The organism is Pseudomonas sp. Root562 (assembly GCF_001427125.1).
Lineage (GTDB): Bacteria > Pseudomonadota > Gammaproteobacteria > Pseudomonadales > Pseudomonadaceae > Aquipseudomonas.
Genome location: NZ_LMGK01000012.1, coordinates 391121 through 414939 on the forward strand (window position 1 = coordinate 391121; position 23819 = coordinate 414939).

A 23819-nucleotide genomic window follows, 5' to 3' on the forward strand; every position below is an offset into this window, starting at 1 on the left:
GACGGCGCGCTATCCATCGAGATCCCCAGCGCAAATGTTCAAGCGCCCCAGCCGGTACAGCAGGGTGCGGCGCGGCAACCCGAGTTCACGGGCGGTGCGCGTCTGATTACCGTGGTTTTTGCGCAGGCAATCGATCATCAGGTTGCGTTCGAATCGCGCCAGCCGTTCGCGCAGGTGCAGGCTTTTGTCTTCAGCATGCAGGTCCATGGGCAGGCAAAAATGCCCCGGCAACAATTCGCCGCCGTCACACAAGAGCAGGGCTCGCTCTACCATTGCTTTGAGCTCACGCACGTTGCCTGGAAAGGTATATGCAGCCAGATGGCCAAGCGCCGCATCGGACCAAAGCACCGCATCCCGTTGCAGGAGTGCACAAGCCTTGTCCGCGAAGTAACGAGCCAGGTCGAGAATGTCGCCTTCACGCTGGCGCAAAGCCGGCAACTCGATCGGAAACTGCGCGAGGCGGTAGTACAAGTCCTCGCGAAACTTGCCTTCGCTGACCAACAACGACAAATCCCGGTGCGTCGCCGCAACAATCCGCACATCGACTTTATGGGTGTCGTTGCAACCCAACGGTCGAATCTCTCCCTCCTGCAAAACCCGCAACAATTTGGCCTGCAGAGACAACGGCATGTCGCCGACTTCATCAAGAAACAAGGTGCCGCCGTTAGCCGCATCGAACAGGCCGGGACGATCCCGGTCGGCGCCGGTGAACGCACCTTTGCGATAGCCAAACAACTCACTCTCCAACAGGGTCTCGGCGAATGCCGCACAGTTCTGCACGATGAATGCCTGAGTGCGTCGAGGCCCAGCCGCGTGGATGGCTCGCGCGACTACTTCCTTGCCGGTACCGGTCTCACCCAGCAACAGTACGGTATAGGGGCTATGAACGACCTTGTTGATCAGGGAATAGGTGCGACGCATGGCGGGGCTTTTACCGATCAGTCCATAACCACTGGCATTCGGGATACTGACCGGCACAGGCCGCGTGTTGCCGCCAGGTTGGCGCAAGCGCTGCAACAGTTGTGTCTGGCGCAGTGCGAACGCTCCTAACTGACCAAGGGAGCCGGCGAATCCCTGCAGTTCGATCGATCGATGGCTGGCACACAGCACTAAACCCTCAACCGCTTTTCGTTGATTCAATAACGGCACACACAACAACGATTGCCAGGGTCTGGGCTGAAACGGCAGGAAATCCGTGTCATGCAGGCTGTCGCTCAATGAACCGAGACACACCACGCGGTTCTGGCGCAGCGCAAAGTGCAGCAATGCTCGATCACTGTAATCCGCCTGCAAACTCGAGCCGGCCCGGGGTTGCAGAATTCCGTCGAGGCACTCGCTGTTGAGCCCGAGGGCGTTGTGAGTCGGGTCCAGAAGGTATAACTGCGCCAACTCGCAACCACTCAGTTGCGTGACCCCGCGCAAGAAATCCCCCAGCAACTCATCGCCATCTGCCGCCCGTGACAACCCGGAGAACTGCTCCACCAGGGCCTCGGCGTACACCAACGGCTGCTTCAGGTTCGCGAGCATCGCCCCCATTTCAGACAAACTCGCAGACAACACAGGCATCGGCATCCAGCGTCGCATGGACATGCCTGAGGGACTGTCCTGTAGCCATCGAATCGAGTACACGATCGGCTATTCGAGGCAGTACATGCAGATCCAACAAGTGGTCAATAAAGCGCGCACCGCTGTCGCTTTGAATACAGCGCTCGGCCAGGTGATCGACGAGGCTTTGTCCATAGGTGAAACCCAGCTTGCGACGGTGCATGCGCTCGCCCAAACGGTCGAGTTTCATTTCAATCAACTCGCGCAGTACCGACCCGCCAACGGGGTAATAAGGCACGACACGCATGCGCGCCAACAATGCCGGTTTGAAATGCTGGCTGAGGATATGCTCAATGGCTTGCTCCAACACTTGTGCGGCGGGCCGCCCGGCATCTTTGCAAAGCTCGCTGATCTGCTCACTGCCCAGATTCGAGGTCATCAGGATCAGCGTATTGCGAAAGTCGATTTCCCGTCCTTCACCATCGTTGACCACGCCTTTGTCGAATATCTGGTAGAACAGGTTGAGGACGTCTGGATCGGCTTTCTCGACCTCATCCAGCAATACAACCGAATACGGCTTCTGACGTACTGCTTCAGTGAGCATGCCGCCTTCACCGTAACCGACATAACCGGGGGGCGAACCGATCAGGCGCGAGACTGTGTGTTTTTCCTGAAATTCAGACATGTTGATGGTGGTGATAAAACGATCACCGCCATACATCAGGTCTGCGAGCGCCAACGCAGTTTCGGTTTTGCCGACACCACTCGGACCTACCAACAGAAACACACCTACCGGTGTGTCTGGCCTGTGCAGCCCGGCAGCCGTTGCGCGCATTGCACGATCCAATGCCTCAATGGCGGGTTGCTGACCACGAATACGCTTGTGCAGGTCATTGGCAAAACCGGCGACCTTGGCATTGTGCTCTCGGGCCAGCTGCGTAAGAGGCACACCGGTCCAAGCACTCACCACTTCGGCTACCAGGCGCGGACACACTTCAAAACTCACCAGTCGTTCATTGCCCTGCGCTTCGATCAGAGCACGATGAGACTCAGTGAGAGCCGCCTCCAACGTCGCCACACATTGGATTTCATCGGCGTGCCGTTCGGAGCATTCGCCACCCTCGTCGATGCCAATCGCAGCCCGCGCCTGGGACAGTTGCCGGCGTAGAGTCAACACAGATTCGGCCATGCCGACCTGCTTGTGCCATCGGGTCTGCAGCGCTGCTGTTTCCACTTCGAGATCGTGCAGGTGCGCTTCCAGAGCGTGCAAGGATTGATGATCGATCAACACACCCGCTTCGGCATCGCGGCGTAGCGCCTGGCGTTTTCGCTCACTTTCCGCCAGCTCGGCCTGCAACTGTTGCAGGCTTTGCGGGGCAGCGGCCAAGCTGATGCGGACTCGGGCGCATGCCGTGTCGAGAACGTCGATCGCCTTGTCTGGCAACTGCCTGCCCGTAAGGTAACGAGCAGACAATTGCGCGGCCGCCACCACGGCATCATCGCGCAAATAGATTCCGTGGCTTTTTTCATACACAACGGCGAGGCCACGAAGAATCGTCACGGCTTCGCTGACGGTGGGCTCAAGCAATTGCACCGGCTGGAAACGGCGGGCCAGTGCAGGATCTTTTTCGAAGTATTTTTTGTACTCGGTCCAAGTGGTTGCCGCGATGGTTCGCAATTCGCCTCGGGCCAGCGCCGGCTTCAGCAGATTGGCCGCATCGGAGCCACCGGCAGTGCCGCCAGCGCCGATCAGGGTATGTGCCTCGTCGATAAAAAGAATGATTGGTCTGGGCGATCCCCTGACCTCATCGATCACACCTTTGAGGCGCCGCTCGAACTCACCTTTTACGCTTGCACCGGCTTGCAACAAGCCCATGTCCAGCGACATCAGCTCGACACCGCGCAACTCCGGCGGTACGTCACCGGCAACGATTCGCAAGGCCAGACCTTCAACGACAGCCGTTTTACCGACGCCCGCGTCACCCACCACAATCGGGTTGTTTTTACGGCGGCGGGCGAGGATGTCGATCATCTGGCGGATCGCGTCGTCGCGACACAAAACCGGGTCCAGATCGTTGTCACGGGCCTGCTGAGTCAGGTTATGGGTAAATCGCTCCAACAGTGACTCACCGCCCTTGGCTATGTGATTGGTGGCGTGCTGCGGTTGCTCCGACAACGCACACTCCCTCAGCCGCTCGGCGTTCAGCCTGGCGAGCAAAAGTTGATAACGACTGCCGGCGTAACGCATTGGATTACGTAGCAGTGCGAGAATCAGCGCGGCCTGGTCTATCTGGCTGCGCCCCAATTCGAGATTCGCCACCAGCAAAGCATCCTGCAGCCATTGCACCAGCTCTGGAGCGAACACCGGGTTGCGTGAAGCGCTATGCTCGGCCGGCAAATGCAAAGCCCTGATCAGCTCCCCCGCATCGACTTCAGCGTCTTGCAATGCACGGCCGAGCAAACCTTGCGGACGCTCCAGCAAGGCCAGAAGCAAGTCCTCGATGAGCACTTTGCCGGCGCCACGTCCGACGCAACGTTCGGCAGCGCTTTCCAGATCACGGCGGCTTTGGGCGTCCAGCGCCTGAATGAGTTGTTGCAGGTCCACGTTGATCATCAGTCACGTCCTTAATGAATGTTGCTGCCCAGGGTCACAAGACCGTCGGCGTGCTCACGCCCTACCCAACTGGTCCACCCCAGGCGGCAGGCGCTCCGCTCGCCTATGCGAAATTCGTGGATCTCTTCCTGGCGCAGCAGCAGGCGAATGTCGTAGTCGAGCGGATCTCGCAGGGTGAACCGAACCAGTGCACACAGGGGCTGATAGCCGAAACCGACCGGCAGAAATTCATGAAAGCGTTGCCAGTCGAGCTCACGGATATGAATCCGAAACTTGCCGCTGCGATCACGAACGTATTCGCCCAGTACCAGATCCTCGCCCAGCGTGCTGTTGGCACGACCAAGGCGATTGCGTTGCTCATGCAGAATGTCGACGCGACGCTCAACGCATTGCTCGATGAAAATCTCGGCGTGCTTGAAGTAATAACGCAGCACGGATTCGATCAGGGCTGCCGAGTGGGCACGCAAACTGAGGAGCCCGAGGTAGGGCAAAAGACGTTTCCAGTTCAGCTCGCCAGCCTTGCGGATTTCAGCTCCACCCAGACCGATCAGAGCAAACAGTTGCGCCGAAAAAGGGTCGATGGCGCCGCTCTTGAAGCCGGCGCGATACCGGTATTTGCGCCATATCGGCAACATCAATCGCTGCAGCCGATGGTGAAAGAGATCGAGGAAGCTGCGAGTCGCGTTACCGTCTTCGCTGTCACCCAAGGCCTGCTCGACATAGAACGCAGGCAGGGGTGAACCGGAGCCTGTCAGGCTGATCAGGTTGAAACGCAATCGCGCTCGCAACTGCCCGTGTTCCTGAAAAAACTCCACGCGGTCGACGTCACTGCCCGGGAAACCCAAGCTTGGATTGGCCTGGAACTCCAACTGCTCGTACAGTTCTTCTTCGCTCATGCAGGGGTGCGCCTCGCGCAGCCGATCCATGACGGCCAGCACCGCCTGGAACAGCGAATACTCGCGTATGACTTGACTCAGCCTACTCAAAGGAGAGGCTGCAGACCCATGCGGGGTAGCCATTGGTACACCTCTCCCTGTGTGCTGATGACCCGCAGCTCGTGATACGAATTGAGGCTGGCATAAAGCGCAAAAAACTCATTGAGGACCGAGGCGAACACAAACAGATCGCCTTCGCCGATATACCCTTGCGGATCGATGGTCAGCTCCGTTCGCAAACCCCGAACCGGTAATCCTCGGTGCAATCTGTCGACGTGCTGATGCTTGATCGACTTCAGCCCACCGAGCAGTCGCTTGCTGATTTTTTCAGCGTGCTGGTCGTAGTAGCGGGGCAAGTCATACGTTTGGAGAATCACTTTCAGTGCATTGACGTCCGCCAGGGACAGGTAGTTGAGCGACATGTTGCTGATCAACTTCCAGAGAAAGTCCCGATTGAGCGGTGGCGCAAAACACGCGGTGACCGGTGTGATGTTGCGAAAGCTCAAACACTCAGGTGTCCGTTCGCAGGCTTGATTGATGTCACCGAGCTTGAGTTTGCGCGCAAGGTTCTGGTTGGTGCAGACCAGCTCAATCGAAAGGGTTTCCTGCACGTCGGCGGGGTGCGTGCCGAAGATTAAGTAAGTGTCGAGGCCGTCGTGCACCAAGGACGGCCGCTGGCGCACGCTGTAATGCGGCCGCCGGGCCGGCACATCGAAGCTGGGATCATGCTCGAACGATTCGAACGGCACATACTGGCGATAACCCAATCCACCCGGCCGCCAGCCGGTAACGGTTTCCACTGAGTACACACCGCAGCTTTGCTGGTTATACCGGGCAGGCAAAAGCAGGTATTCATCCTGTTTGCCGTCGAGTCGTACCGGCATCGCATCGTGTTTGAACAAATTTACGATGGGTGTGCAGTGAAGCTTCACGTTATCAAGGGTCGGACGCAGTCGTTGCAATGCGCTTTTGCGAATATCGAAGCGCAACTCCAAACCTCGCACTTGCTTGATGCTTTCTTCAGGCAAGGTCTTGAGCAGGTCGAGACCATTGATATCGACGAACAGGAATTTATCCTGAAAAGCGAAATACTCCTGCAGGTAGCGATAACCGCGGAAGGTATTCAGCGGATATGGCATCAACGCTTCGCCTTCGGCAAAACCCACCGGTTGCACACACTCATCTGCTAGCTGCAATGTCATTGGCAGATCATTGGCCCCGACAAGCGGCTCACCCGTCCCATCCAGCGGAATCAACTCGACACCTTGCAGATTCCGCAAAAGGCTCAGATACAGCATTTGGCTGATGTAACGTTCGCCAGCAAAGTGCAGGCGCAAGCGGCGCAACTGCAACTCGCCCAGATGACCGTCAGCCGTCAATTGCAGCCGCAGGCTCAACAGCGAACCATCACCCTTGACGGAGTGGCTCAACCCAACGAGATCCAGCGCTGTCACTTCGGTGGCATAGCACGTGCGAAAACGGCAACGCACGTCTTCGATCGGTACGCTCTCCACTGGCGTGTCGCGCGCAACCGTCAACGCAGGCTCCGAACGTGCCAGGGGACTGAATTGCAACATGCTGAAGGCCGGAACCGGCCGCATGTAATTGGGCCATAGCAGTTGCATCAACGAATGGCTGAGCTCAGGCAATTCGTCGTCGAGCTTTTGTCGCAAACGTCCGGTCAGAAAGGCAAAACCTTCCAGCAAACGCTCCACATCAGGGTCTTGCCCGGTCTGCCCCAGGTAAGAAGACAATGCCGGATTGCGCTCGGCAAATCGACGACCCAACTGGCGAAGCGCGGTGAGTTCACTTTGGTAGTAGTGATTAAATGACATGGCGAGCTCCAGATATCATTGGCTCACCATGACCTGACCATTGCCATCCAAGCGAGCGGCAAAACTGACCTGACGCTTGAAACCATCGACCTCCAGCAAGCCTTCAATACAGAAGCCCAAACGAAGCAGATCGTGTTGCTGTAATTGAGAGTACACACGCACATTGCTCAATCGCGGCTCGTAGGCTTCGATAAATCGTTCGATGTGCAAACGGGCGCGATTCAAGGAGTCGTGCAGGCTCAGGCGCATGTCATTGAGATCCGGTAATCCGTAATCTGCCAGCGTCTGCACACTGCCTGCACGGGTGCTGAGCATCTTGGCCAGATGAGCAGCCACGGACGCCATGGCAGAGTTTTCCAGACTCCATCCATCACGTTTGGCTGCATCGCCATTCAGGCGTTCGAAGAGGCTGCCGTATCCGGCCATGGGTCAGTTCCGCCTACTCTTTGTCCAGTTTGCCAACCAGAGAAAGGGTGAAGTCGGCCCCCATGTACTTGAAGTGCGGGCGCACGTTGAGGCTGACGCGGTACCAACCGGGCTCGCCATCCACATCGCTGACAGTGACTTGAGCCGCCCGCAGTGGTCGCCGGCCGCGCACTTCGGCACTCGGGTTTTCCTGATCGGCTACGTACTGGCGAATCCACTTGTTGAGTTCCAGCTCGAGGTCGGTCCGCTCTTTCCACGATCCCAGTTGCTCACGCTGGAGAACCTTCAGATAGTGGGCCAGCCGATTGACGATCATCATGTAGGGCAGTTGCGTGCCGAGTTTGTAGTTCAGTTCGGCAACCTTGCCTTCGGCGCTGATGCCGAAGTGCTTGGGCTTCTGTACGGAACTGGCGGAGAAAAAAGCGGCGTTATCACTGCCCTTGCGCATTGTCAGGGCGATGAAGCCTTCCTCGGCCAGCTCGAATTCACGACGGTCGGACACCAGCACTTCGGTTGGAATCTTGGTTTCGATTTCGCCCATGCTTTCGAAGTGATGCAACGGCAGATCTTCAACCGCACCGCCGCTCTGTGGACCGACGATGTTCGGACACCAGCGAAACTTCGCAAAGCTATCAGTCAACCGGGTGCCAAATGCGAATGCCGTATTACCCCATAGATAGTGCTCATGACTGTTGGCGACAGTTTCTTTGTAGACGAACGATTTGACCGGATTTTCTTCCGGGTCGTAGGGGTTGCGCAGCAGGAAGCGCGGCACGGTCAGGCCAATGTAGCGGGCGTCTTCTGACTGGCGGAAGCTTTGCCATTTGGCGAATTGCGGGCCTTCGAAATGATCCTTGAGGTCTTTCAGGTCCGGCAGGCCGGTAAAGCTGTCCAGACCAAAAAACTCCGGACCGGCCGCGGCAATGAATGGCGTATGGGACATGCAGGCAACGCTGGCCACGTATTGCATCAACTTCACATCCGGTGAACTGGGGGACATGAAGTAATTGGCGATGATTGCGCCGACGGGCTGGCCACCGAACTGACCATATTCCGCGGTGTAGATGTGCTTGTAGAGGCCGGCTTGCATCACTTCCGGTGAATCTTCGAAATCGTCCAGCAGGTCGGCTTTGGACACGTTGAGGATTTCGATCTTGATGTTCTCGCGGAAGTTGGTGCGATCAACCAACAACTGCAAACCACGCCAGCAAGACTCCAAAGACTGGAAGTCCGGGTGGTGAAGAATTTCATCCATCTGCTGGCCAAGCCTGGCATCGATCTCGGCAATCATTCGGTCGACCATGGCCTTTTTTACCGGTTCACCGCTGTTCTTTGGCTTGAGTAACTCCTCTATAAAAGCCGACACGCCGCGCTTGGCAATGTCATAGGCCTCATCGTCCGGGGTCAGGCGGGTTTGGGCAATGATGCTGTCGAGCAGACTGTTTTCACGGCTCTCGGTGTTTTGCTGTTGTGCTGCATGGGTACTCATGTGGCTTCCTTGGCGGCAGAGAGATCAGGCTCGCTCGGTTGTGGCATCCAGTCCCAGCTCGGCCAATACGCGGCTGCGGGATTCGTCGTTGGCAAGCACACCTTCGATGGCTTTACGGAAAGCAGGCGCGTTACCCAGCGGGCCTTTGAGGGCCACCAGCGCGTTACGCAGTTCCATCAGTTTTTTCAGTTCCGGGACTTGTTCGACCAGGCTGGCCGGATTGAAGTCTTTCATCGAGCCGATGCGCAGACCCACGGCCAACTCTTCAGTACCGTCGTCCTGAAGCCGGTTCGGCACGCTCAAGGTGACCTGAAGCTCTTGCTTTGCGAGCACCTCATCGAAGGTCATCTTGTCGATGCTTATCGGTTTGCGGTCTTCAACTTTTCGCTCGTCCTTACGCTGGGTGTAGTCACCGATCGCCACCAGTTTGAGCGGCAATTCGATTTCTTCCTGAGCGCCCCCTATGGCGGGCTTGAACGTTACGTTGATGCGTTCCTTTGGGGCTACCGAGCCTTCTTTGGCCATGGCTATTCTCCTTGCGGTTTTGGCCCGGAGGCCTAGTCGAGTGCCACTTCAAGATCGAGGTGGCACAACCTGCGATAAATCTCTTCCTTGCATTCGCGCACCGCATGACTCTGCGGCAACAACTCGCAGCAGCTGTGCAGCAACTGCAACACTTGCAGCGCAAGTGCCGGCTCCCAGGTTTGCAGGCCTGCATCGCGTAATGTCTGGTCGAGGTTTTCAAGTTGGGTCTTGGCCAATTCGTATTTCCTGGCCTTGAAGCACAGCTGCGCGAGGGTGAACTGCCAGAAAAACCGAACGCGCCCACCTTGGGCGCTTTGCATGTGCTGCTTGAGGATTTGCACCGCCGTCTTGAGGCCGTCCTTGTGCAGGATCGGCAAGACGTCTTCCAGCGCCAGTTCCCAGGCAGGCTGGGTGTCGACGACTTCGGCCTTGCGCGGCGCGCTGGGGTTTTGCAAATGCGGCATCACGAAGGCGCTGATCCAGGCGCGGGTGGCAGGATTGGCGAACGGTGCGCCGTCATGGAAACGCAATTCGATAATGGCTGGCAGGCGCTGAATCAACAGCGCGAAATGAATTTCCACTTCGCGCATGGCCATTTCTGCATTAAGGCCTTGGAGGCACTCCCAAACCATTCGCTGACCGTCGAACCAGAACGGTGCCTTCGCCAGGCTTGCCTCCAAACCGACCAGCAGGTCGGCGTACTTCGCTTGGTCGTGATGGTCTTGAAAGGTTTTTAGCTTGTCGGCCGGCAAGCCACGCAAAACGGTGATTTGATCGGCATTACGCTCTGGCAAGGTTTCAATGGGCAGCCAAAGCAGCGTGCGATTGAGGCGCAGCGCGCGCAGGTCAGTGGCATTTTGCTTGAGCCACCAGGCGCACAAAGGGAGGGCGTTTTCTTGCTGGGCACGCAAGGCCTTGTGGGCTTCTTTCTCGTTATCGATCGGTGCGCCGGGGGTGAATAGCTGTGTGGCGGCCTGCTTGACCTGGGCCATCGCGGCGCTCACTACACCAGGTTCCGGTTGATTGTCGGCAGCACGCTGGACCCTGTTTTTCAAGCGACGGGAGATCGGCAACAATAACGGGGCTTCGTCGCCCAGCTGCTCGGTGCAAGCAGCGTCGAGGCCTTCCAGATGCTCCACCAGACGGCGGAACAGCGGAAGTTGCTCCTTGATCGCGATGTTTTCGTTCAACACCTGCTCAAGACGCGGCACCAACCAATTGATGGCAGCGCAGCGGGTGCGGGATTTTTGCGGGTAAATCTCGGCCCAGTGGTTTTCACACAAGTGATGCAGTAAACCGAGACCGGCCAGCAGACCCGGGAAGGATTCACCCTGGTAGAGCGCCCAGGTCAGCCAAGCACCAACGCGCAAATCCTTGGAATGGCTGCGAAGTACGTTCTCGCTGGTTTCGCGGATCATCAGCCAGTCGATCTGACCGCTTTCATGCATGGATTGGGCTTTACCCAACTCACTTTCCAATGCCTCGTATTCACTTGAATAACGGGCATCATCGCCTGCGAATTTCTCTGCGAACACTGGCGACCTGGCAAGATCAAGGTAATGCGCCGAAAGCTTGCTGGAATAGGTCATATGAACTTACAACTTGCGTGCACAAGTTTTATTGCAACCTGATGCCAATCTACAGCTGGAATTCTGGGCAAAGGTCTCGACTCCGTGTTGAGCAAACGCGCTTCCGTTCAAGGGTCGAGAACTTACTTTGTTGACGAAGAACATGTCTGTAGGAGGATTCGCCACTTAGGTGCGACTGATCCTTCAGTCATGTAAGACAGGCAAGAGCGCCATTGTCTGCGGTTACGCCGTCGACCAGTTTGTGCATCCAGACACCGCTTGGTAACTTGATGACCTGTTAACTAATCAAGCAATTAACAACCCCGATTGGTGTGTTCTTCACCTTCGGGGTTTTTCTCGTTCCGGCGCCCGGCACACAGTTGGGAGCACAAAACCCAACACAGTTAACTTCCCTGTTTCCGCAACGCGTGTAGGACGCGTCCGATTTGATCTTTTGGGTCATGCGGTCCACCTGTGCCTCGGTACTTTGCACAAGTACAACTTGATGAGTCATCCAAGGAGCGAATTGTCAGGGAGACAATTGATGTTTTTATGGCACATGGTGCCTACGTGGCACGAGATAGAAAACCGAATCACTCGAGAGATGGGTTACCAGGGAGGCGCCCGGTATCGCACTCACTTTAACGAACCCGCTCCCTCCCTCTCGCTCAATATCCGTCGGATCAACAGCGTCAGGTCTGCCTTCATTGAGGCTGAGTGGGAAGCGGCTCGCTTATTGAGACAACGCTTCGCTGACATCGATATCGCCAGCGTCCTTAACGAGCTGATCGAAGTCGTCGCTCAAATGGCGATGATCGTTGCCGGCAGTGTATTGATCGGCGGAGCCATCGGCGCAGGGACCGGCGCGTTTCTCGGCGGTGTGGGCGCCATCCCGATGGGCACGGCTGGCGCTGCGATGGGCTTGCAAGTCAGCACGTGGATATTGGGCATACTGGGCCTGACGTCCATTGCCGAGTTCTTCACCGAAGGTCTGCCACGCATTGGCGACTATTACTGGCGTGGCATCCACATCGCGTGGAACGGCCCACGCAGTGAGGGAGGTTTAGACCCGTTCAGGCCGGATGATTCATCTGCCCGATACAGCGCCACCCAAGAGATTGCACGTGGCCATGTGGAGGTTGTCGTCCTGCTGCTGGGCGCCATCGTGGCTTACATCACCCGTGGTCGAGGCAATGCGGGCGTTCTCGCCCAAGAGATGCGAGCCAGCCCCAAAGGCGCGCGACTAGGCGAATGGATGCTCAAGCACGAAGACGCCCTGAAAAAACGCCCAGACCTGCAAACCTCAGCACCGCACCGGGGCGCGCTCAGCCATCAGGACCCTGCGCCACCGGCAAATCACCCACCAAACAAAGACAAAAACCCGCCCCGTGACAAGCCAAACGCGATGCCGCTTCATCAAGTCGAATGCTTCAAAGCGGACAAGCTGCCAGGGTCTAAAATCGGAGAATTCGAACGGCAGTTGAAGGGACAGGAAGACGGGCTGAATCGGCTGACGGTTGATGAGTATTTGGAGAATATTGCTAATCCGGTGAAGCGGAGTCGGACGGCTGCCAGACAGGCGAGGAGGGATTTACAAACAAAACTCAAGGAACGCCTTCAACTGGAATTTCAAAAAAGTATGGATCCGCTTGAAGCGGAAGATTTTGCAGTTAAAAAAGCCAAGGAAACGATGTCCAGCCTTGCAGGGCTGCATAATCCCGATCTGAGCGCTGGCGGTAAGGACATCATCGCGGACTTTGGTGATCGACAAGTAAACTCTAGCATCGGTCCACAGTGGGGAAAGAAAATCGCAAACTTGAAGGCTGCCGCTGAAAATGTACCCCCCTCGATGCGAGAGTTAACTTTTCTAAATGTAAAACTAAATAAGTGCTGATCATAAAGGAGGCACGTATGGACAAAGTGTTTGCTCGGTTTATAGAGAAAATTGGCAATCCTATGGCTCGGCAGGAAGTACCTGTATCAAGTATTGAACGCTACAGAGGGAAGGTGCCCAATCTATTGTTGGAGTACTGGGCCGAGCACGGCTGGTGCGGTTACGGTGACGGGATATTTTGGATCGTAAACCCCCAGGAATACGAGGGGGTTGTGGCTTCCTGGATTGAAGGAACAAAACTACAAGAGCGTGATACCTATCACCTAATTGCACGTAGCGCTTTCGGCGACCTGTACCTCTTTGGTGAAAAAACGGGGTTTTCTCTTAAGATATCCAGTGTTCTTTCTCGCTATGTCATCAATAACCTCGATTTTAGAACCGAAGAAATGGATAGACATCTGCAAGGTTTTCTATTGACACGGGAAGTAGATACTAACAATTACGGCGATCTCTTCAAACCCGCGAAGAAAAAACTCGGCACCCTTCGTCACGACGAGATGTACGGCTTCGTTCCAGCCCTGATGCTCGGTGGCCCGGACACCCTCGATCATCTTGAGAAAGTGAAGGCGGTGGAACATTTAACCCTGCTCTCCCAAATCGCCGAACTTCAGCCTTACAGTTTTTCGGATCTATAAACGATGGGCTCCGGGGCTCGTCTCGGAGTCGTCAGAGGACTATGGCGATACTGAATGGACAAAGTATTTTCCAGATTTTTAGAGAAATTCGGTGGGGCAATTGATAGGCGGGAAGTGCCGCTTTCCAGTATCAAACGCTACAGAGATAAGCTCCCAGATCAGTTGCTGGAATACTGGGCCGAGCACGGATGGTGCGGCTATGGTGAGGGGATTTTTTGGATCGTTAACCCACAGGACTATGAGGGTGTCGTAGCGTCATGGATTGAGGGGACAAAATTTGAAGCCCTTGAAAACTACTATCTTATTGCTCGCAGTGCCTTTGGTCACATGCATCTTTGGGGTGAAGAAACGGGTGCTTCGCTCACAATCACAAGTTGCCTTTCACGATATACAACCCATACCTCGATTTTTTCAGGGGAGCAGTTAAATAAAGAGCTGCAAAATTTTCTTCTTTCCACGGAAGTTAGATACAACAATTATGGCAATTTTTTTAAACCCGCAATGAAAAAGCTCGGCCCCCTGCGTCACGACGAGATGTACGGCTTCGTTCCAGCCCTGATGCTCGGTGGCCCGGATACCCTGGATCATCTTGAGAAAGTGAAGGCGGTGGAACACCTCACCCTGCTATCCCAAATCGCCGAGCTTCAGCCTTACAGTTTTTCGGATCTATAGACGGTGGGCTACGGGGCTCGACTAGGAGTCGTTTTGATCGTTCCTACGCTCTGCGTGGGAATGCCGCCATGGATGCTCTGCGTCCAACTGTGACGCGGAGCGTCAAGGGATTCATTCCCACGCAGAGCATGGGAACGATCAGGCGTGCACATTCGTTGTGTGTCTCGCAGATCAGAACGCCGACACTACCGCGCCTTTGTGCTTCTCAACGATGAACGCTTTCACTTCCGGGCTGTGCAGTGCAGTCGCCAGTTTCTTCCTCTCTTTTGATCGTTCCCACGCTCTGCGGGGGAATGCCGCCATGGATGCTCTGCGTCCACCTGTGACGCGGAGCGTCACGGGATTCATTCCCACGCAGAGCATCGGAACGATCGGGCGTGCACATTCGTTGTGTGTCTCGCAGATCAGAACGCTGGCACTACCGCGCCTTTGTACTTCTCGACGATGAACGCTTTCACTTCCGGGCTGTGCAGTGCAGCCGCCAGTTTCTTCCTCTCTTTTGATCGTTCCCACGCTCTGCGTGGGAATGCCGCCATGGATGCTCTGCGTCCACCTGTGACGCGGAGCGTCACGGGATTCATTCCCACGCAGAGCATCGGAACGATCGGGCGTGCATATTCACGGCGCAAAAAAAGGGGACGCCGCTGGCGTCCCCTTTTTTCGTTGCGTTCGCAGATCAGAACGCCGGCACTACCGCGCCTTTGTACTTCTCGACGATGAACGCTTTCACTTCCGGGCTGTGCAGTGCAGCCGCCAGTTTCTTCATCGCTTCGCTGTCCTTGTCGTCCGGGCGGGCAACGAGGATGTTCACGTAAGGCGAGTCGCTGCCTTCGATGACCAGTGCGTCTTTGGACGGGTCGAGTTTGGCTTCCAGCGCGTAGTTGGTGTTGATCAGGGCCAGGTCGACCTGGGTCAGCACGCGCGGGATGGTGGCGGCTTCCAGTTCACGGAACTTGAGGTTCTTCGGGTTGGCGGTGATGTCCTTGACGGTCGACAGGATGTTGTTCGCATCCTTCAACTGGATCACGCCAGCCTTGGCCAGCAGCAACAGCGCACGGCCGCCGTTGGTGGCGTCGTTCGGGATAACGACGGTGGCGGTGCTTGGCAGCTCTTCCAGTGTTTTGTACTTGCTGGAGTAAACGCCCAGCGGCTCCAGGTGCACGCCGGCTACCGACACCAGGTGGGTGCCCTTGGCCTTGTTGAATTCATCGAGGTACGGCTGGTGCTGGAAGAAGTTGGCGTCCAGGCGTTTTTCCGCAACCTGTACGTTTGGCTGGATGTAGTCGGTGAAGACTTTGACCTTGAGGTCGACGCCTTCTTTGGCCAGGGCCGGTTTAACGAATTCGAGGATTTCCGCGTGCGGGACTGGCGTTGCGGCGACCGTCAGGGTGTCAGCAGCGTGGGCGGAAAACGCGGCAACGGCAGCGAAGGCGACGAGTAGTTTTTTCATTCAGCTAACTCCATGTGAGGCGCCCGTTTGGCGCCTGCCAGCGAATGGCCGGCTCATGTCTTACTTACGGGAAAAGTGGACGACCAGTTTGTCGCCGACGGTTTGCAGTATTTGCACCAGTACCAGCAGCAACACCACGGTGACGACCATCACGTCAGTCTGGAAACGCTGGTAACCGAAGCGGATCGCCAGGTCGCCCAAACCACCGGCACCGACCACACCGGCCATGGCCGTGTAGGACACCAGTGTAATGGCTGTCACCGTAATCGCGGCGTAGATGCCCGGGCGGGCTTCCGGCAGCAAGGCGTTGGTGATGATCTGCCGCGTGGTCGCGCCCATGGCCTGTGTTGCTTCGATGATGCCGCGATCCACTTCACGCAGGGCGGTTTCCACCAGTCGCGCGAAGAACGGCGTGGCGCCCACCACCAGCGGCGGAATCGCGCCGGCAACCCCGAGCGAGGTGCCGGTGATCAGCACCGTGAACGGGATCATGACGATCAACAGAATAATGAACGGCAGCGAACGCAGGATGTTCACCACCAGCGACAGCATGGCGTACACGCCTTTGGCTTCGAGCAACTGGCGCGGGCTGCAGAGGAACAGCAACACGCCCAGTGGCAGGCCGAGCAGTACGGTGAACAACAGCGAACCGCCGAGCATTAGCAGGGTGTCACCGGTGGCCAGCCAGATTTCGAACCAGTCGATATTGGCGAAGAAACTTGTCAGGGCTTCCATTAGCGCAGCACCTCCATGTGGACGTCGGCGGCGGTGAAGCGGGCGAAGGCCGCTTCCATGTCACCACCGGTCACGGCCAGGGTCAGTTGCCCGTAAGGGATATCTTTGATGCGGTCGATGCGACCGGCGAGGATGCTGTAGTCCACACCCGTTTCGCGGGCGACGGTACCCAGTAGCGGCGCGTAGGTCGCTTCGCCCTGGAAGGTCAGACGCACGATGCGGCCCGGCACGTGAGCGAAGTCGTCACGTTGCTCGCTTTCATCGATGTGCTCGTCTTCCTGTACGAAGCGCTTGGTGGTCGGATGCTTGGGATGCAGGAACACATCGGCCACCGAGCCTTGCTCGACGATCACGCCCGCATCCATCACGCCAACCTGATCACACACACGGCGAATCACGTCCATCTCGTGGGTGATCAGGACGATGGTCAGTTTCAGTTCGCGATTGATCTCGGCCAGCAATTGCAGGACCGACGCCGTGGTCTGCGGGTCGAGGGCGCTGGTGGCTTCATCGCACAGCAGGATTTTGGGCTTGGTCGCCAAGGCGCGGGCAATGCCGACACGCTGCTTCTGGCCGCCAGACAATTGCGCCGGGTACTTTTTGGCGTGGTCGGACAGACCAACCCGCGCCAGCAACTCAGCCACTCGCCGGTCGATTTCGCTACGCGACAGTTCACCGGCCAGCGTCAGCGGCATGGCGACGTTGTCGGCCACAGTCTTGGATGCCAGCAGGTTGAAGTGCTGGAAAATCATCCCGACTTGCTGTCGGAAACGGCGCAGGCCATTGGCGTCCAGCGCCGTGACTTCTTCGCCGTCGACAAAGATCTTGCCGCCACTGGAGCTTTCCAGGCGATTGATCAGACGCAGCAGGGTACTTTTTCCCGCACCGGAATGGCCGATCAGGCCGAAAACCTGACCGTTCTCAATCGTCAGACTGGTCGGATGCAGGGCGGGGATATCCTTACCGGCGACGCGGTAGGTTTTATGGACGTTTTGAAACTCGATCACGTAGCGAACCTTGTGGGGCGCGTTGGAAAAGGGTCAGCGGTTAGCCGGGCGCGCATTTTAGCCTGTCCGTATAGAGGTTCTTAGCATTTATTTCGCATTCATCCAGCCATTTGGCAATAACGCGATCAAAGGTCAGATAAAAGGAACGGCTAAAAACCCCGTCAGTCACTACTTAGGCAACTCGAAAATACCCCGAGGAGATATGCCTGATGAGTACCAAGAAGCCTGCCGCGACCAAGAGCGCGATGGCCGGGACTGATACCCTGGACCGCAACAACAGCAATGCCAAACTCGACAGCCTGGAAAACTTCCGCTCTGACGCCACCGGCCAGGCCTTGCGCACCAATCAAGGCGTGAAAGTCGCGGACAATCAGAACACCCTGAAGGTCGGCGCCCGCGGACCTTCCCTGCTGGAAGACTTCATCATGCGTGAGAAAATCACGCACTTTGACCATGAGCGCATACCCGAGCGCATCGTTCACGCTCGCGGCACCGGCGCCCATGGCTACTTTCAGTCCTACGAAAACCATAGCGTGCTGACCAAGGCCGGTTTCCTGCAGGATCCTGGCAAGCAGACCCCGGTATTCGTGCGTTTTTCCACCGTACAAGGCCCACGCGGGTCAGGCGATACGGTTCGCGACGTACGAGGTTTCGCGGTGAAGTTCTTCACCGACGAAGGCAACTACGACCTGGTGGGCAATAACATGCCGGTGTTTTTCATCCAGGACGCCATCAAGTTTCCCGATTTCGTACACGCGGTGAAACCCGAGCCGCACAATGAAATCCCAACCGGCGGCTCGGCCCATGACACGTTTTGGGACTTCGTTTCGTTGCAACCGGAATCGGCGCACATGGTGATGTGGGCGATGTCCGATCGGGCGATTCCGAAAAGCCTGCGCAGCATGCAGGGCTTCGGCGTCCATACCTTCCGCTTCATCAATGCCGAAGGAAAATCGCGCTTCGTCAAATTCCACTGGCGCCCCACCGCCGGTACCTGCTCGCTGGTTTGGGATGAAGCGCAGAAACTTGCCGGTAAAGATACCGACTACCACCGTCGGGATCTCTGGGAAGCCATCGAGATGGGCGACTACCCGGAATGGGAACTGGGGGTACAAGTGGTAGAAGAAGAAAACGAGCACGACTTCGACTTCGACATTCTCGACCCGACCAAGATCATTCCCGAAGAAATCGTGCCGATCACACCGCTGGGCAAGATGGTGCTTAACCGCAACCCGGACAATTTCTTCGCCGAAGTCGAACAGGTTGCGTTCTGCCCGGGGCATATCGTGCCGGGCATCGACTTTTCCAACGACCCACTGCTGCAAGGCCGGTTGTTTTCCTACACCGACACGCAGATCAGCCGACTCGGCGGACCGAACTTTCACGAGATCCCGATCAACCGTCCAGTAGCACCGTTCCACAACGGTCAGCGGGATGCGCTGCATCGAACCACCATCGATAAGGGGCGTGCGGCTTACGAACCGAATTCCATCGACGGCGGCTGGCCGAAGGAAACCCCGCCTGCCGCGCAGGATGGCGGCTTCGAGAGCTATCAGGAACGCATCGACGCCAACAAGATTCGCCAGCGCAGCGAATCATTCAGTGACCATTTTTCCCAGGCACGCCTGTTTTTCCACAGCATGAGCAAGCACGAACAGGAACACATCATTGCGGCGTACAGCTTTGAGCTGGGCAAGGTCGAGCGGGAATTCATCCGTGCCCGTGAGGTGAATGAGATTCTGGCCAATATCGATCTGGAACTGGCCAAGCGCGTGGCGCAAAACCTTGGCTTGCCGGCCCCGACGGCTGGAACGGTGGAGGTGCCGAAAACCTCTCTGGAGCGCTCGCCTGCGTTGAGCCAGGCCAACTTGCTGCCCGGGGATATCAAAACCCGCAAAGTGGCGATCCTTGCAGCCGATGGCGTGGACGGCGCCGCGATTGATGCCATGAAGAAAGCGCTGGAAGCCGAAGGCGCTCACGCCAAGCTGCTGGGGCCGACCTCGGCGCCGGTAAAAACCGCTGACGGCAAGGCGTTGCCAGTGGATGCATCCATGGAAGGTTTGCCTTCAGTGGCATTCGACGCGGTGTTTGTGCCCGGTGGCGCGGCGTCGATCAAGGCGCTGAGTGCCGATGGCGTGGCGCTGCATTACGTGCTGGAGGCTTATAAGCACCTGAAGGCGATTGCGCTGCACGGTGAGGCGAAGCAGTTGTTGGATGTGTTGAAGCTGGAGGCTGATGCGGGTTTGATCGTCGGGGCGGATGCCAAACTGTTCAAGGCGTTTTTTGCTGCGATCGGTCAGCATCGGGTGTGGGACAGGGAGCCCAAGGCCAAGGCGATTCCGGCCTGAGGTTCTGTTTCGTTTGAGCGCGCGCCTTCGCGGGTACATACGGTAATGCTGTTCACTTAAGGACGAACCTATTCCCGTGGCGAGGGAGCTTGTCGGATCGCCGCACCGTCCCGCTGGGCTGCGCAGCAGACCCTTTTTGGGCCGCTTCGCGCCCCAGCGGGACGGTGCGGCGATCCGACAAGCTCCCTCGCCACAGGATGTAATGTTCTCTCAAGTGAACAGCATTACGCTCCTACAGGGTTCATTGAAACATTGTAGGAGCTAGGCTTGCCCGCGAGCTTTTCAAGATTTACGAGGGCTAAGTACCATTTGCGCCGGTACGCTGCGCAGAATCTGCCGCTCCAGCTTCAGGTCGAATTGCGGGTCGAGCTTTTTCACGCGTTTGGTCAGCAGGTTTGCCAACCACGGGTAATCATCGGTACGCGGCGCCTGAATGCTCACATCGCACTGGTAATTCACAACATCGGCGGCGATGGCGTCCAGTTGACGACGCAGTTTGCCCATATCGTTGATGTTTAGCGCTACCGTCGTGCTTTCCGCCGTCGGGTCGATGACTTTGGCTTTGGGCATGGCTTCCGCGGCTTTGAGTGCTGCTTCGGCTTTTTCCAGTTCCGCTTTGCGGGCCTCAGCGATAGGGCCGTTGACGCCACCGGTCAATGCTGGCGCCTTGGGCATCAATGCACGGGCACGGGCCAGGGCCGTAGCGGCCGCATTTACGTCACCCTTTTGCAGCACGATCTGGCTACGTAGCAAGTAGGCTTCGGCCAGTTGCCGTTGGTATTGCTCAAGGGATTGATCATTGGGCGACTCGGCCTGCAAGGCTGCCAATTGACCTTCGGCCGTGGCCAGCTCACTGCTGGCCAGGCTTTGCTCAAGCTGTGCAATGGCCGTGGCCCGCGCATCCGGGACCTCGGTGGCCGTCGGTGGCGTGCTTTGGCAGGCGCCCAGCAGCAAGGAAAATGCGACAAGGAGCAGATAACGGGCGGCGAACGACTTCATTCCTGCGACTCTCTATTTGCGCAAAAAACGAGCAAGTCTACACCCCTCGACGGGGCAGAACAAAACTCAGCAGAAACAGTGCGGCGGCCGTCACAACAATCGACGGACCGGCCGGGGTGTCCTTGAACCAGGACAGCGCCAGCCCGCCACACACGGCGAGTATGCCCAACAGGCTCGCGCCCAGTGCCATCTGTTCCGGAGAGCGGGCGTGACGTTGTGCCGCAGCCGCCGGAATGATCAGCAACGAAGTAATCAGCAATACGCCGACGATTTTCATCGCCACGGCAATCACCACGGCGATCAGCAACATCAGCGCCATGCGTAAACCCGCCACGGGCAAACCTTCGACCCTTGCCAGCTCCTCATGCACCGTAATCGCCAGCAATGGCCGCCACAAGGTAACCAGCAAGGCCAGCACCGCCGCGCTGCCACCGAGAATCCAGGCCAGATCGGTCGGGCTGATCGCCAGCAAGTCGCCGAACAGATAGGCCATCAGGTCGATCCGCACTTCGTGCATGAAGCTTAGTACCACCAATCCCAAAGAGAGGGTGCTCGGTGCGAGAATTCCCAAAAGTGTGTCGGACGCCAGCGGCTGGCGCTGTTGCAAGGTCACCAGTAACACCGCCAACAGCAAGCAGCCTACGGTCACGGCGACAGTCGGGCTGACATCCAGCAGGAAACCCAGCGCAACGCCCAGCAACGCCGCGTGTGACAAGGTGTCACCGAAATAGGCCATGCGCCGCCAGACTACGAAGGAGCCCAACGGACCCGCGACCACAGCCAGAGCCAGACCTGCAAGCAGGGCGTAGAGCAGAAAATCAGCCATGCTTGCAGCTATCTCCGTGAACATGGTTATGGCCCGACCCGGGCGCCTTGACGACCGAACCGTGCAGATCGTGGGCGTGGTCGTGATGGTGGTGATAAATCGCCAGACTCTGTGCGTTTTTGCCGAAAAGCTCGACGAATGCCGGATCGCCACTGACCTGTTCAGGGTGGCCGGAGCAGCAGACGTGGCGATTGAGGCACACCACTTGATCGGTAGTGCTCATGACCAGATGCAGATCGTGAGACACCATCAACACACCGCAGCCGTGACGGTCACGCAGACGGGTAATCAGGCTGTAGAGCTCGGCCTGGCCAGCGACGTCGACCCCTTGCACCGGCTCGTCGAGCACCAGCAGTTGCGGCTCACGCAACAGCGCGCGAGCCAGCAAGACACGCTGCATCTCACCGCCGGAAACACTTTGCACCGGGCTGTCGATCACTTGTTCGGCGCCGACTTCCTTGAGCGCGGCCAGGGCCATCGCGCGGTCCACACCCGGCACCAGGCGCAAGAAGCGCAGCACGGAAAGCGGCAGGGTCGGATCGACATGGAGTTTTTGCGGCATGTAGCCCACCCGCAGTTTCGGCTTGCGCCAGACGCTGCCGCTGTCGGGTTTCAACAAGCCAAGCACGGCACGCACCAGCGTGGTCTTGCCCGCGCCGTTGGGACCGATCAGGGTGACGATCTGGCCTGGCTCGACGCTCAGCTCGATATTGTCCAGCACCGGTTGCCCGGCAAACGTAACGGCAACCTGTTCGAGTCGGATCAGCGCGTTGCTCATCAAGCCCCCTGGCAACCCGAGCAGAGACCGATCACTTCGACGGTCTGGCCCTCAACGACGAACCCGACATCCTCGGCGCTGGCAATAATCGCGTCGCTGATGGATTTCTGTTCGAGCTCAATGGCAGCGTGGCATTCACGGCAGATCAGGAACTGGCCCTGATGCGCGTGCTCCGGATGATTGCAACCGATGAAGGCGTTGAGGGATGAGATGCGGTGAACGAGGCCGTTTTCCAGCAGGAAATCCAGTGCGCGGTACACGGTTGGCGGCGCGGCACGGCGGCCATCTTGTTCGCTGAGCACCGCGAGAATGTCATAGGCACCCAATGGCTTGTGGCTTTGCCAAACCAGCTCCAGCACCCGCCGCCGCAACGCGGTCAGGCGCAGGCCCTGACGTGCGCACAAAGCATCGGCCTCAGACAGAGCGCTATGCACGCAATGAGAGTGGTCGTGGGGACGGCTGGCAATCGGTGTTTTAGGCATGAGCGGCGACGAGGTTTGTGAGAGACGTTATTATGTTACCCGTTCTCGCCTCTTTGAGTGGTCATCGTGTCCCGAATTTTTTCTATCTTTGTCGCATTTATCGCCAGTTTTCTGCTGATGGGTTCAGCACAAGCCGAGGTTAAAGTCCTCACCAGCATCAAGCCGCTGCAACTGATCGCCGCTGCCGTGCAGGACGGCGTGGCGATTCCGGAAGTGCTGCTGCCGCCAGGCGCCTCGCCGCATAACTATGCCTTGCGCCCTTCCGACGTACGGAAGGTGCAGTCGGTCGATCTGCTGTACTGGATCGGTCCGGACATGGAAGGTTTCCTGCCGCGAGTACTCAATGGTCGTACTTTGCCTAGCGTTTCCGTTCAGGTTTTGCCAGGGATGAAGCTCCGACATTTCGCCGAAGATAACCACTCACACGCCGAAGAAGCTGACGAACATGATCATGATCATCGCCCGGGCAGCCTCGACGCGCACTTGTGGCTGTCGCCGATCAATGCCCGAGTCATCGCCAACAAAATGGCGGCTGACCTGAGTGCCGCCGACCCTGCCAATGCAGCGCGCTATCAGAGCAACCTCAAGGCGTTCGATGAGCGTCTGGATGCGCTCGACGTGCGGCTGAAGAAACGCCTGGCAGGCATTGAAGGCAAACCTTACTTCGTGTTTCACGAGGCTTTTGACTACTTCGAAGACGCCTACGGCCTTAAGCACGCGGGCGTATTCAGCGTTGCCGCGGAAGTACAGCCCGGCGCCCAGCACGTAGCGGCGATGCGTGCGCGGTTGCAGGAAGTCGGCAAGACCTGCGTCTTCAGCGAGCCGCCCCTGCGCCCGCGCCTGGCCGAAACCCTGGTAGCGGGCCTGCCGGTGAAATTGGCGGAGCTGGATGCGTTGGGCGGTTACACACCCGCAACAGCTCAGGGGTATGAGCAGTTGCTGGAGAAGTTGGGGAATGATTTGGCGGGGTGCCTGGAGTCGCTTTAATTAATGCAATAAACCTGTGGCGAGGGAGCTTGCTCCCGCTGGACTGCGCAGCAGCCCCCCCCCAAGAAG

General features: G+C 57.6%; 20 protein-coding genes and 2 pseudogenes. 5 read left to right on the top strand and 17 right to left on the bottom strand.

The annotated features are described in order from the left end of the window. Positions 1–9: 9 nt before the first annotated feature. The 8 genes from ASD60_RS11915 to tssA are packed head-to-tail and all read right to left on the bottom strand — an operon-like array spanning position 10 to position 10958. Positions 10–1527 (bottom strand): sigma 54-interacting transcriptional regulator, encoded by a 1518-nt coding sequence (locus ASD60_RS11915; RefSeq protein WP_056854374.1) that lies wholly within the window; start codon positions 1525–1527, stop codon positions 10–12. 10 nt (positions 1528–1537) lie between these two features. Next, positions 1538–4159, bottom strand: a complete 2622-nt coding sequence (tssH, locus tag ASD60_RS11920) for a type VI secretion system ATPase TssH (protein WP_056854190.1) — start codon at positions 4157–4159, stop codon at positions 1538–1540. An 11-nt stretch (positions 4160–4170) separates the two neighbouring features. Beyond that, a complete protein-coding gene (gene tssG, locus ASD60_RS11925) occupies positions 4171–5178 on the bottom strand; it encodes a type VI secretion system baseplate subunit TssG (protein WP_056854191.1) in 1008 nt (335 codons plus the stop codon). Then, positions 5142–6929, bottom strand: a complete 1788-nt coding sequence (tssF, locus tag ASD60_RS11930; protein WP_056854192.1) for a type VI secretion system baseplate subunit TssF — start codon at positions 6927–6929, stop codon at positions 5142–5144. Before tssF ends, tssG begins: the two co-directional genes overlap by 37 nt. Before the next feature lie 15 nt (positions 6930–6944). Continuing rightward, positions 6945–7355, bottom strand: a complete 411-nt coding sequence (tssE, locus tag ASD60_RS11935; RefSeq protein WP_056854193.1) for a type VI secretion system baseplate subunit TssE — start codon at positions 7353–7355, stop codon at positions 6945–6947. A gap of 13 nt (positions 7356–7368) precedes the next feature. Continuing rightward, on the bottom strand, positions 7369–8844 hold the full coding sequence (gene tssC / locus ASD60_RS11940; RefSeq protein ID WP_056854194.1) for a type VI secretion system contractile sheath large subunit: 1476 nt from the start codon (positions 8842–8844) through the stop codon (positions 7369–7371). Between the two features lie 24 nt (positions 8845–8868). Beyond that, positions 8869–9369: a type VI secretion system contractile sheath small subunit gene (tssB, locus tag ASD60_RS11945; protein ID WP_056854195.1), complete on the bottom strand. Its 501-nt coding sequence runs from the start codon at positions 9367–9369 to the stop codon at positions 8869–8871. Positions 9370–9401: 32 nt separating this feature from the next. After that, positions 9402–10958 carry a type VI secretion system protein TssA gene (tssA, locus tag ASD60_RS11950; RefSeq protein ID WP_056854196.1) on the bottom strand — a complete coding sequence of 519 codons (1557 nt, stop codon included), beginning with the start codon at positions 10956–10958 and terminating at the stop codon, positions 9402–9404. Between the two features lie 523 nt (positions 10959–11481). Here tssA and ASD60_RS11955 point away from each other — a divergent pair. From ASD60_RS11955 to ASD60_RS11965, 3 genes are read left to right on the top strand one after another with little or no spacing between them, the layout of a single operon-like run. Next, the gene (locus ASD60_RS11955) at positions 11482–12831 is read left to right on the top strand and encodes a DUF6861 domain-containing protein (protein ID WP_056854197.1); all 1350 of its coding nucleotides are present in this window, start codon (positions 11482–11484) and stop codon (positions 12829–12831) included. 17 nt (positions 12832–12848) lie between these two features. Continuing rightward, entirely contained in the window at positions 12849–13466 is a 618-nt protein-coding gene (locus tag ASD60_RS11960; RefSeq protein ID WP_056854198.1) for a GAD-like domain-containing protein, read from the top strand. A gap of 54 nt (positions 13467–13520) precedes the next feature. Further along, positions 13521–14138, top strand: a complete 618-nt coding sequence (locus ASD60_RS11965) for a GAD-like domain-containing protein (protein WP_056854199.1) — start codon at positions 13521–13523, stop codon at positions 14136–14138. 171 nt (positions 14139–14309) lie between these two features. Here ASD60_RS11965 and ASD60_RS29385 read toward each other — a convergent pair. From ASD60_RS29385 to ASD60_RS11980, 5 genes and pseudogenes are all read right to left on the bottom strand, one after another. Next, positions 14310–14408: pseudogene (locus ASD60_RS29385) on the bottom strand (MetQ/NlpA family ABC transporter substrate-binding protein); the annotation flags it as partial. A 134-nt stretch (positions 14409–14542) separates the two neighbouring features. Further along, a pseudogene (locus ASD60_RS28835) lies at positions 14543–14641 on the bottom strand (MetQ/NlpA family ABC transporter substrate-binding protein); the annotation flags it as partial. Positions 14642–14814: 173 nt separating this feature from the next. Next, positions 14815–15588, bottom strand: coding sequence for a MetQ/NlpA family ABC transporter substrate-binding protein (locus ASD60_RS11970; protein ID WP_056854200.1), 774 nt, complete (start codon positions 15586–15588; stop codon positions 14815–14817). Positions 15589–15648: 60 nt separating this feature from the next. Continuing rightward, a complete protein-coding gene (locus ASD60_RS11975; RefSeq protein ID WP_056854201.1) occupies positions 15649–16323 on the bottom strand; it encodes a methionine ABC transporter permease in 675 nt (224 codons plus the stop codon). Further along, positions 16323–17330 carry a methionine ABC transporter ATP-binding protein gene (locus tag ASD60_RS11980; protein WP_056854202.1) on the bottom strand — a complete coding sequence of 336 codons (1008 nt, stop codon included), beginning with the start codon at positions 17328–17330 and terminating at the stop codon, positions 16323–16325. Before ASD60_RS11980 ends, ASD60_RS11975 begins: the two co-directional genes overlap by 1 nt. 209 nt (positions 17331–17539) lie before the next feature. Between ASD60_RS11980 and katE the strand changes: the two genes are divergently transcribed. Next, entirely contained in the window at positions 17540–19678 is a 2139-nt protein-coding gene (gene katE / locus ASD60_RS11985) for a catalase HPII (RefSeq protein ID WP_056854203.1), read from the top strand. Positions 19679–19960: 282 nt separating this feature from the next. On the opposite strand, the gene ASD60_RS11990 is transcribed toward katE, so the two are convergent. The 4 genes from ASD60_RS11990 to zur are packed head-to-tail and all read right to left on the bottom strand — an operon-like array spanning position 19961 to position 22763. After that, positions 19961–20677 (bottom strand): PA5502 family lipoprotein, encoded by a 717-nt coding sequence (locus ASD60_RS11990; protein ID WP_056854204.1) that lies wholly within the window; start codon positions 20675–20677, stop codon positions 19961–19963. Positions 20678–20714: 37 nt separating this feature from the next. Continuing rightward, positions 20715–21503 (bottom strand): zinc ABC transporter permease subunit ZnuB, encoded by a 789-nt coding sequence (gene znuB / locus ASD60_RS11995; RefSeq protein ID WP_056854205.1) that lies wholly within the window; start codon positions 21501–21503, stop codon positions 20715–20717. Further along, a complete protein-coding gene (gene znuC / locus ASD60_RS12000) occupies positions 21496–22281 on the bottom strand; it encodes a zinc ABC transporter ATP-binding protein ZnuC (RefSeq protein ID WP_056854206.1) in 786 nt (261 codons plus the stop codon). Before znuC ends, znuB begins: the two co-directional genes overlap by 8 nt. Further along, positions 22281–22763, bottom strand: coding sequence for a zinc uptake transcriptional repressor Zur (gene zur, locus ASD60_RS12005; RefSeq protein ID WP_056854207.1), 483 nt, complete (start codon positions 22761–22763; stop codon positions 22281–22283). The genes znuC and zur overlap by 1 nt, the downstream gene beginning before the upstream one ends. Before the next feature lie 66 nt (positions 22764–22829). Between zur and ASD60_RS12010 the strand changes: the two genes are divergently transcribed. Next, positions 22830–23750, top strand: a complete 921-nt coding sequence (locus tag ASD60_RS12010) for a zinc ABC transporter substrate-binding protein ZnuA (protein WP_056854208.1) — start codon at positions 22830–22832, stop codon at positions 23748–23750. Positions 23751–23819: the final 69 nt, after the last annotated feature.

Excerpts from the sequence above, each read along its gene's own strand:
- zur (WP_056854207.1), bottom strand. The coding sequence starts at position 22,763 with ATGCCTAAAACACCGATTGCCAGCCGTCCCCACGACCACTCTCATTGC.
- znuB (WP_056854205.1), bottom strand. The coding sequence starts at position 21,503 with ATGGCTGATTTTCTGCTCTACGCCCTGCTTGCAGGTCTGGCTCTGGCT.
- katE (WP_056854203.1), top strand. The coding sequence starts at position 17,540 with ATGAGTACCAAGAAGCCTGCCGCGACCAAGAGCGCGATGGCCGGGACT.
- ASD60_RS11960 (WP_056854198.1), top strand. The coding sequence starts at position 12,849 with ATGGACAAAGTGTTTGCTCGGTTTATAGAGAAAATTGGCAATCCTATG.
- ASD60_RS11990 (WP_056854204.1), bottom strand. The coding sequence starts at position 20,677 with ATGAAGTCGTTCGCCGCCCGTTATCTGCTCCTTGTCGCATTTTCCTTG.
- tssE (WP_056854193.1), bottom strand. The coding sequence starts at position 7,355 with ATGGCCGGATACGGCAGCCTCTTCGAACGCCTGAATGGCGATGCAGCC.
- ASD60_RS11965 (WP_056854199.1), top strand. The coding sequence starts at position 13,521 with ATGGACAAAGTATTTTCCAGATTTTTAGAGAAATTCGGTGGGGCAATT.
- ASD60_RS11970 (WP_056854200.1), bottom strand. The coding sequence starts at position 15,588 with ATGAAAAAACTACTCGTCGCCTTCGCTGCCGTTGCCGCGTTTTCCGCC.
- tssF (WP_056854192.1), bottom strand. The coding sequence starts at position 6,929 with ATGTCATTTAATCACTACTACCAAAGTGAACTCACCGCGCTTCGCCAG.
- tssG (WP_056854191.1), bottom strand. The coding sequence starts at position 5,178 with ATGGCTACCCCGCATGGGTCTGCAGCCTCTCCTTTGAGTAGGCTGAGT.
- ASD60_RS11955 (WP_056854197.1), top strand. The coding sequence starts at position 11,482 with ATGTTTTTATGGCACATGGTGCCTACGTGGCACGAGATAGAAAACCGA.
- ASD60_RS11975 (WP_056854201.1), bottom strand. The coding sequence starts at position 16,323 with ATGGAAGCCCTGACAAGTTTCTTCGCCAATATCGACTGGTTCGAAATC.
- tssB (WP_056854195.1), bottom strand. The coding sequence starts at position 9,369 with ATGGCCAAAGAAGGCTCGGTAGCCCCAAAGGAACGCATCAACGTAACG.
- znuC (WP_056854206.1), bottom strand. The coding sequence starts at position 22,281 with ATGAGCAACGCGCTGATCCGACTCGAACAGGTTGCCGTTACGTTTGCC.
- tssC (WP_056854194.1), bottom strand. The coding sequence starts at position 8,844 with ATGAGTACCCATGCAGCACAACAGCAAAACACCGAGAGCCGTGAAAAC.
- tssA (WP_056854196.1), bottom strand. The coding sequence starts at position 10,958 with ATGACCTATTCCAGCAAGCTTTCGGCGCATTACCTTGATCTTGCCAGG.
- tssH (WP_056854190.1), bottom strand. The coding sequence starts at position 4,159 with ATGATCAACGTGGACCTGCAACAACTCATTCAGGCGCTGGACGCCCAA.
- ASD60_RS11915 (WP_056854374.1), bottom strand. The coding sequence starts at position 1,527 with ATGCTCGCGAACCTGAAGCAGCCGTTGGTGTACGCCGAGGCCCTGGTG.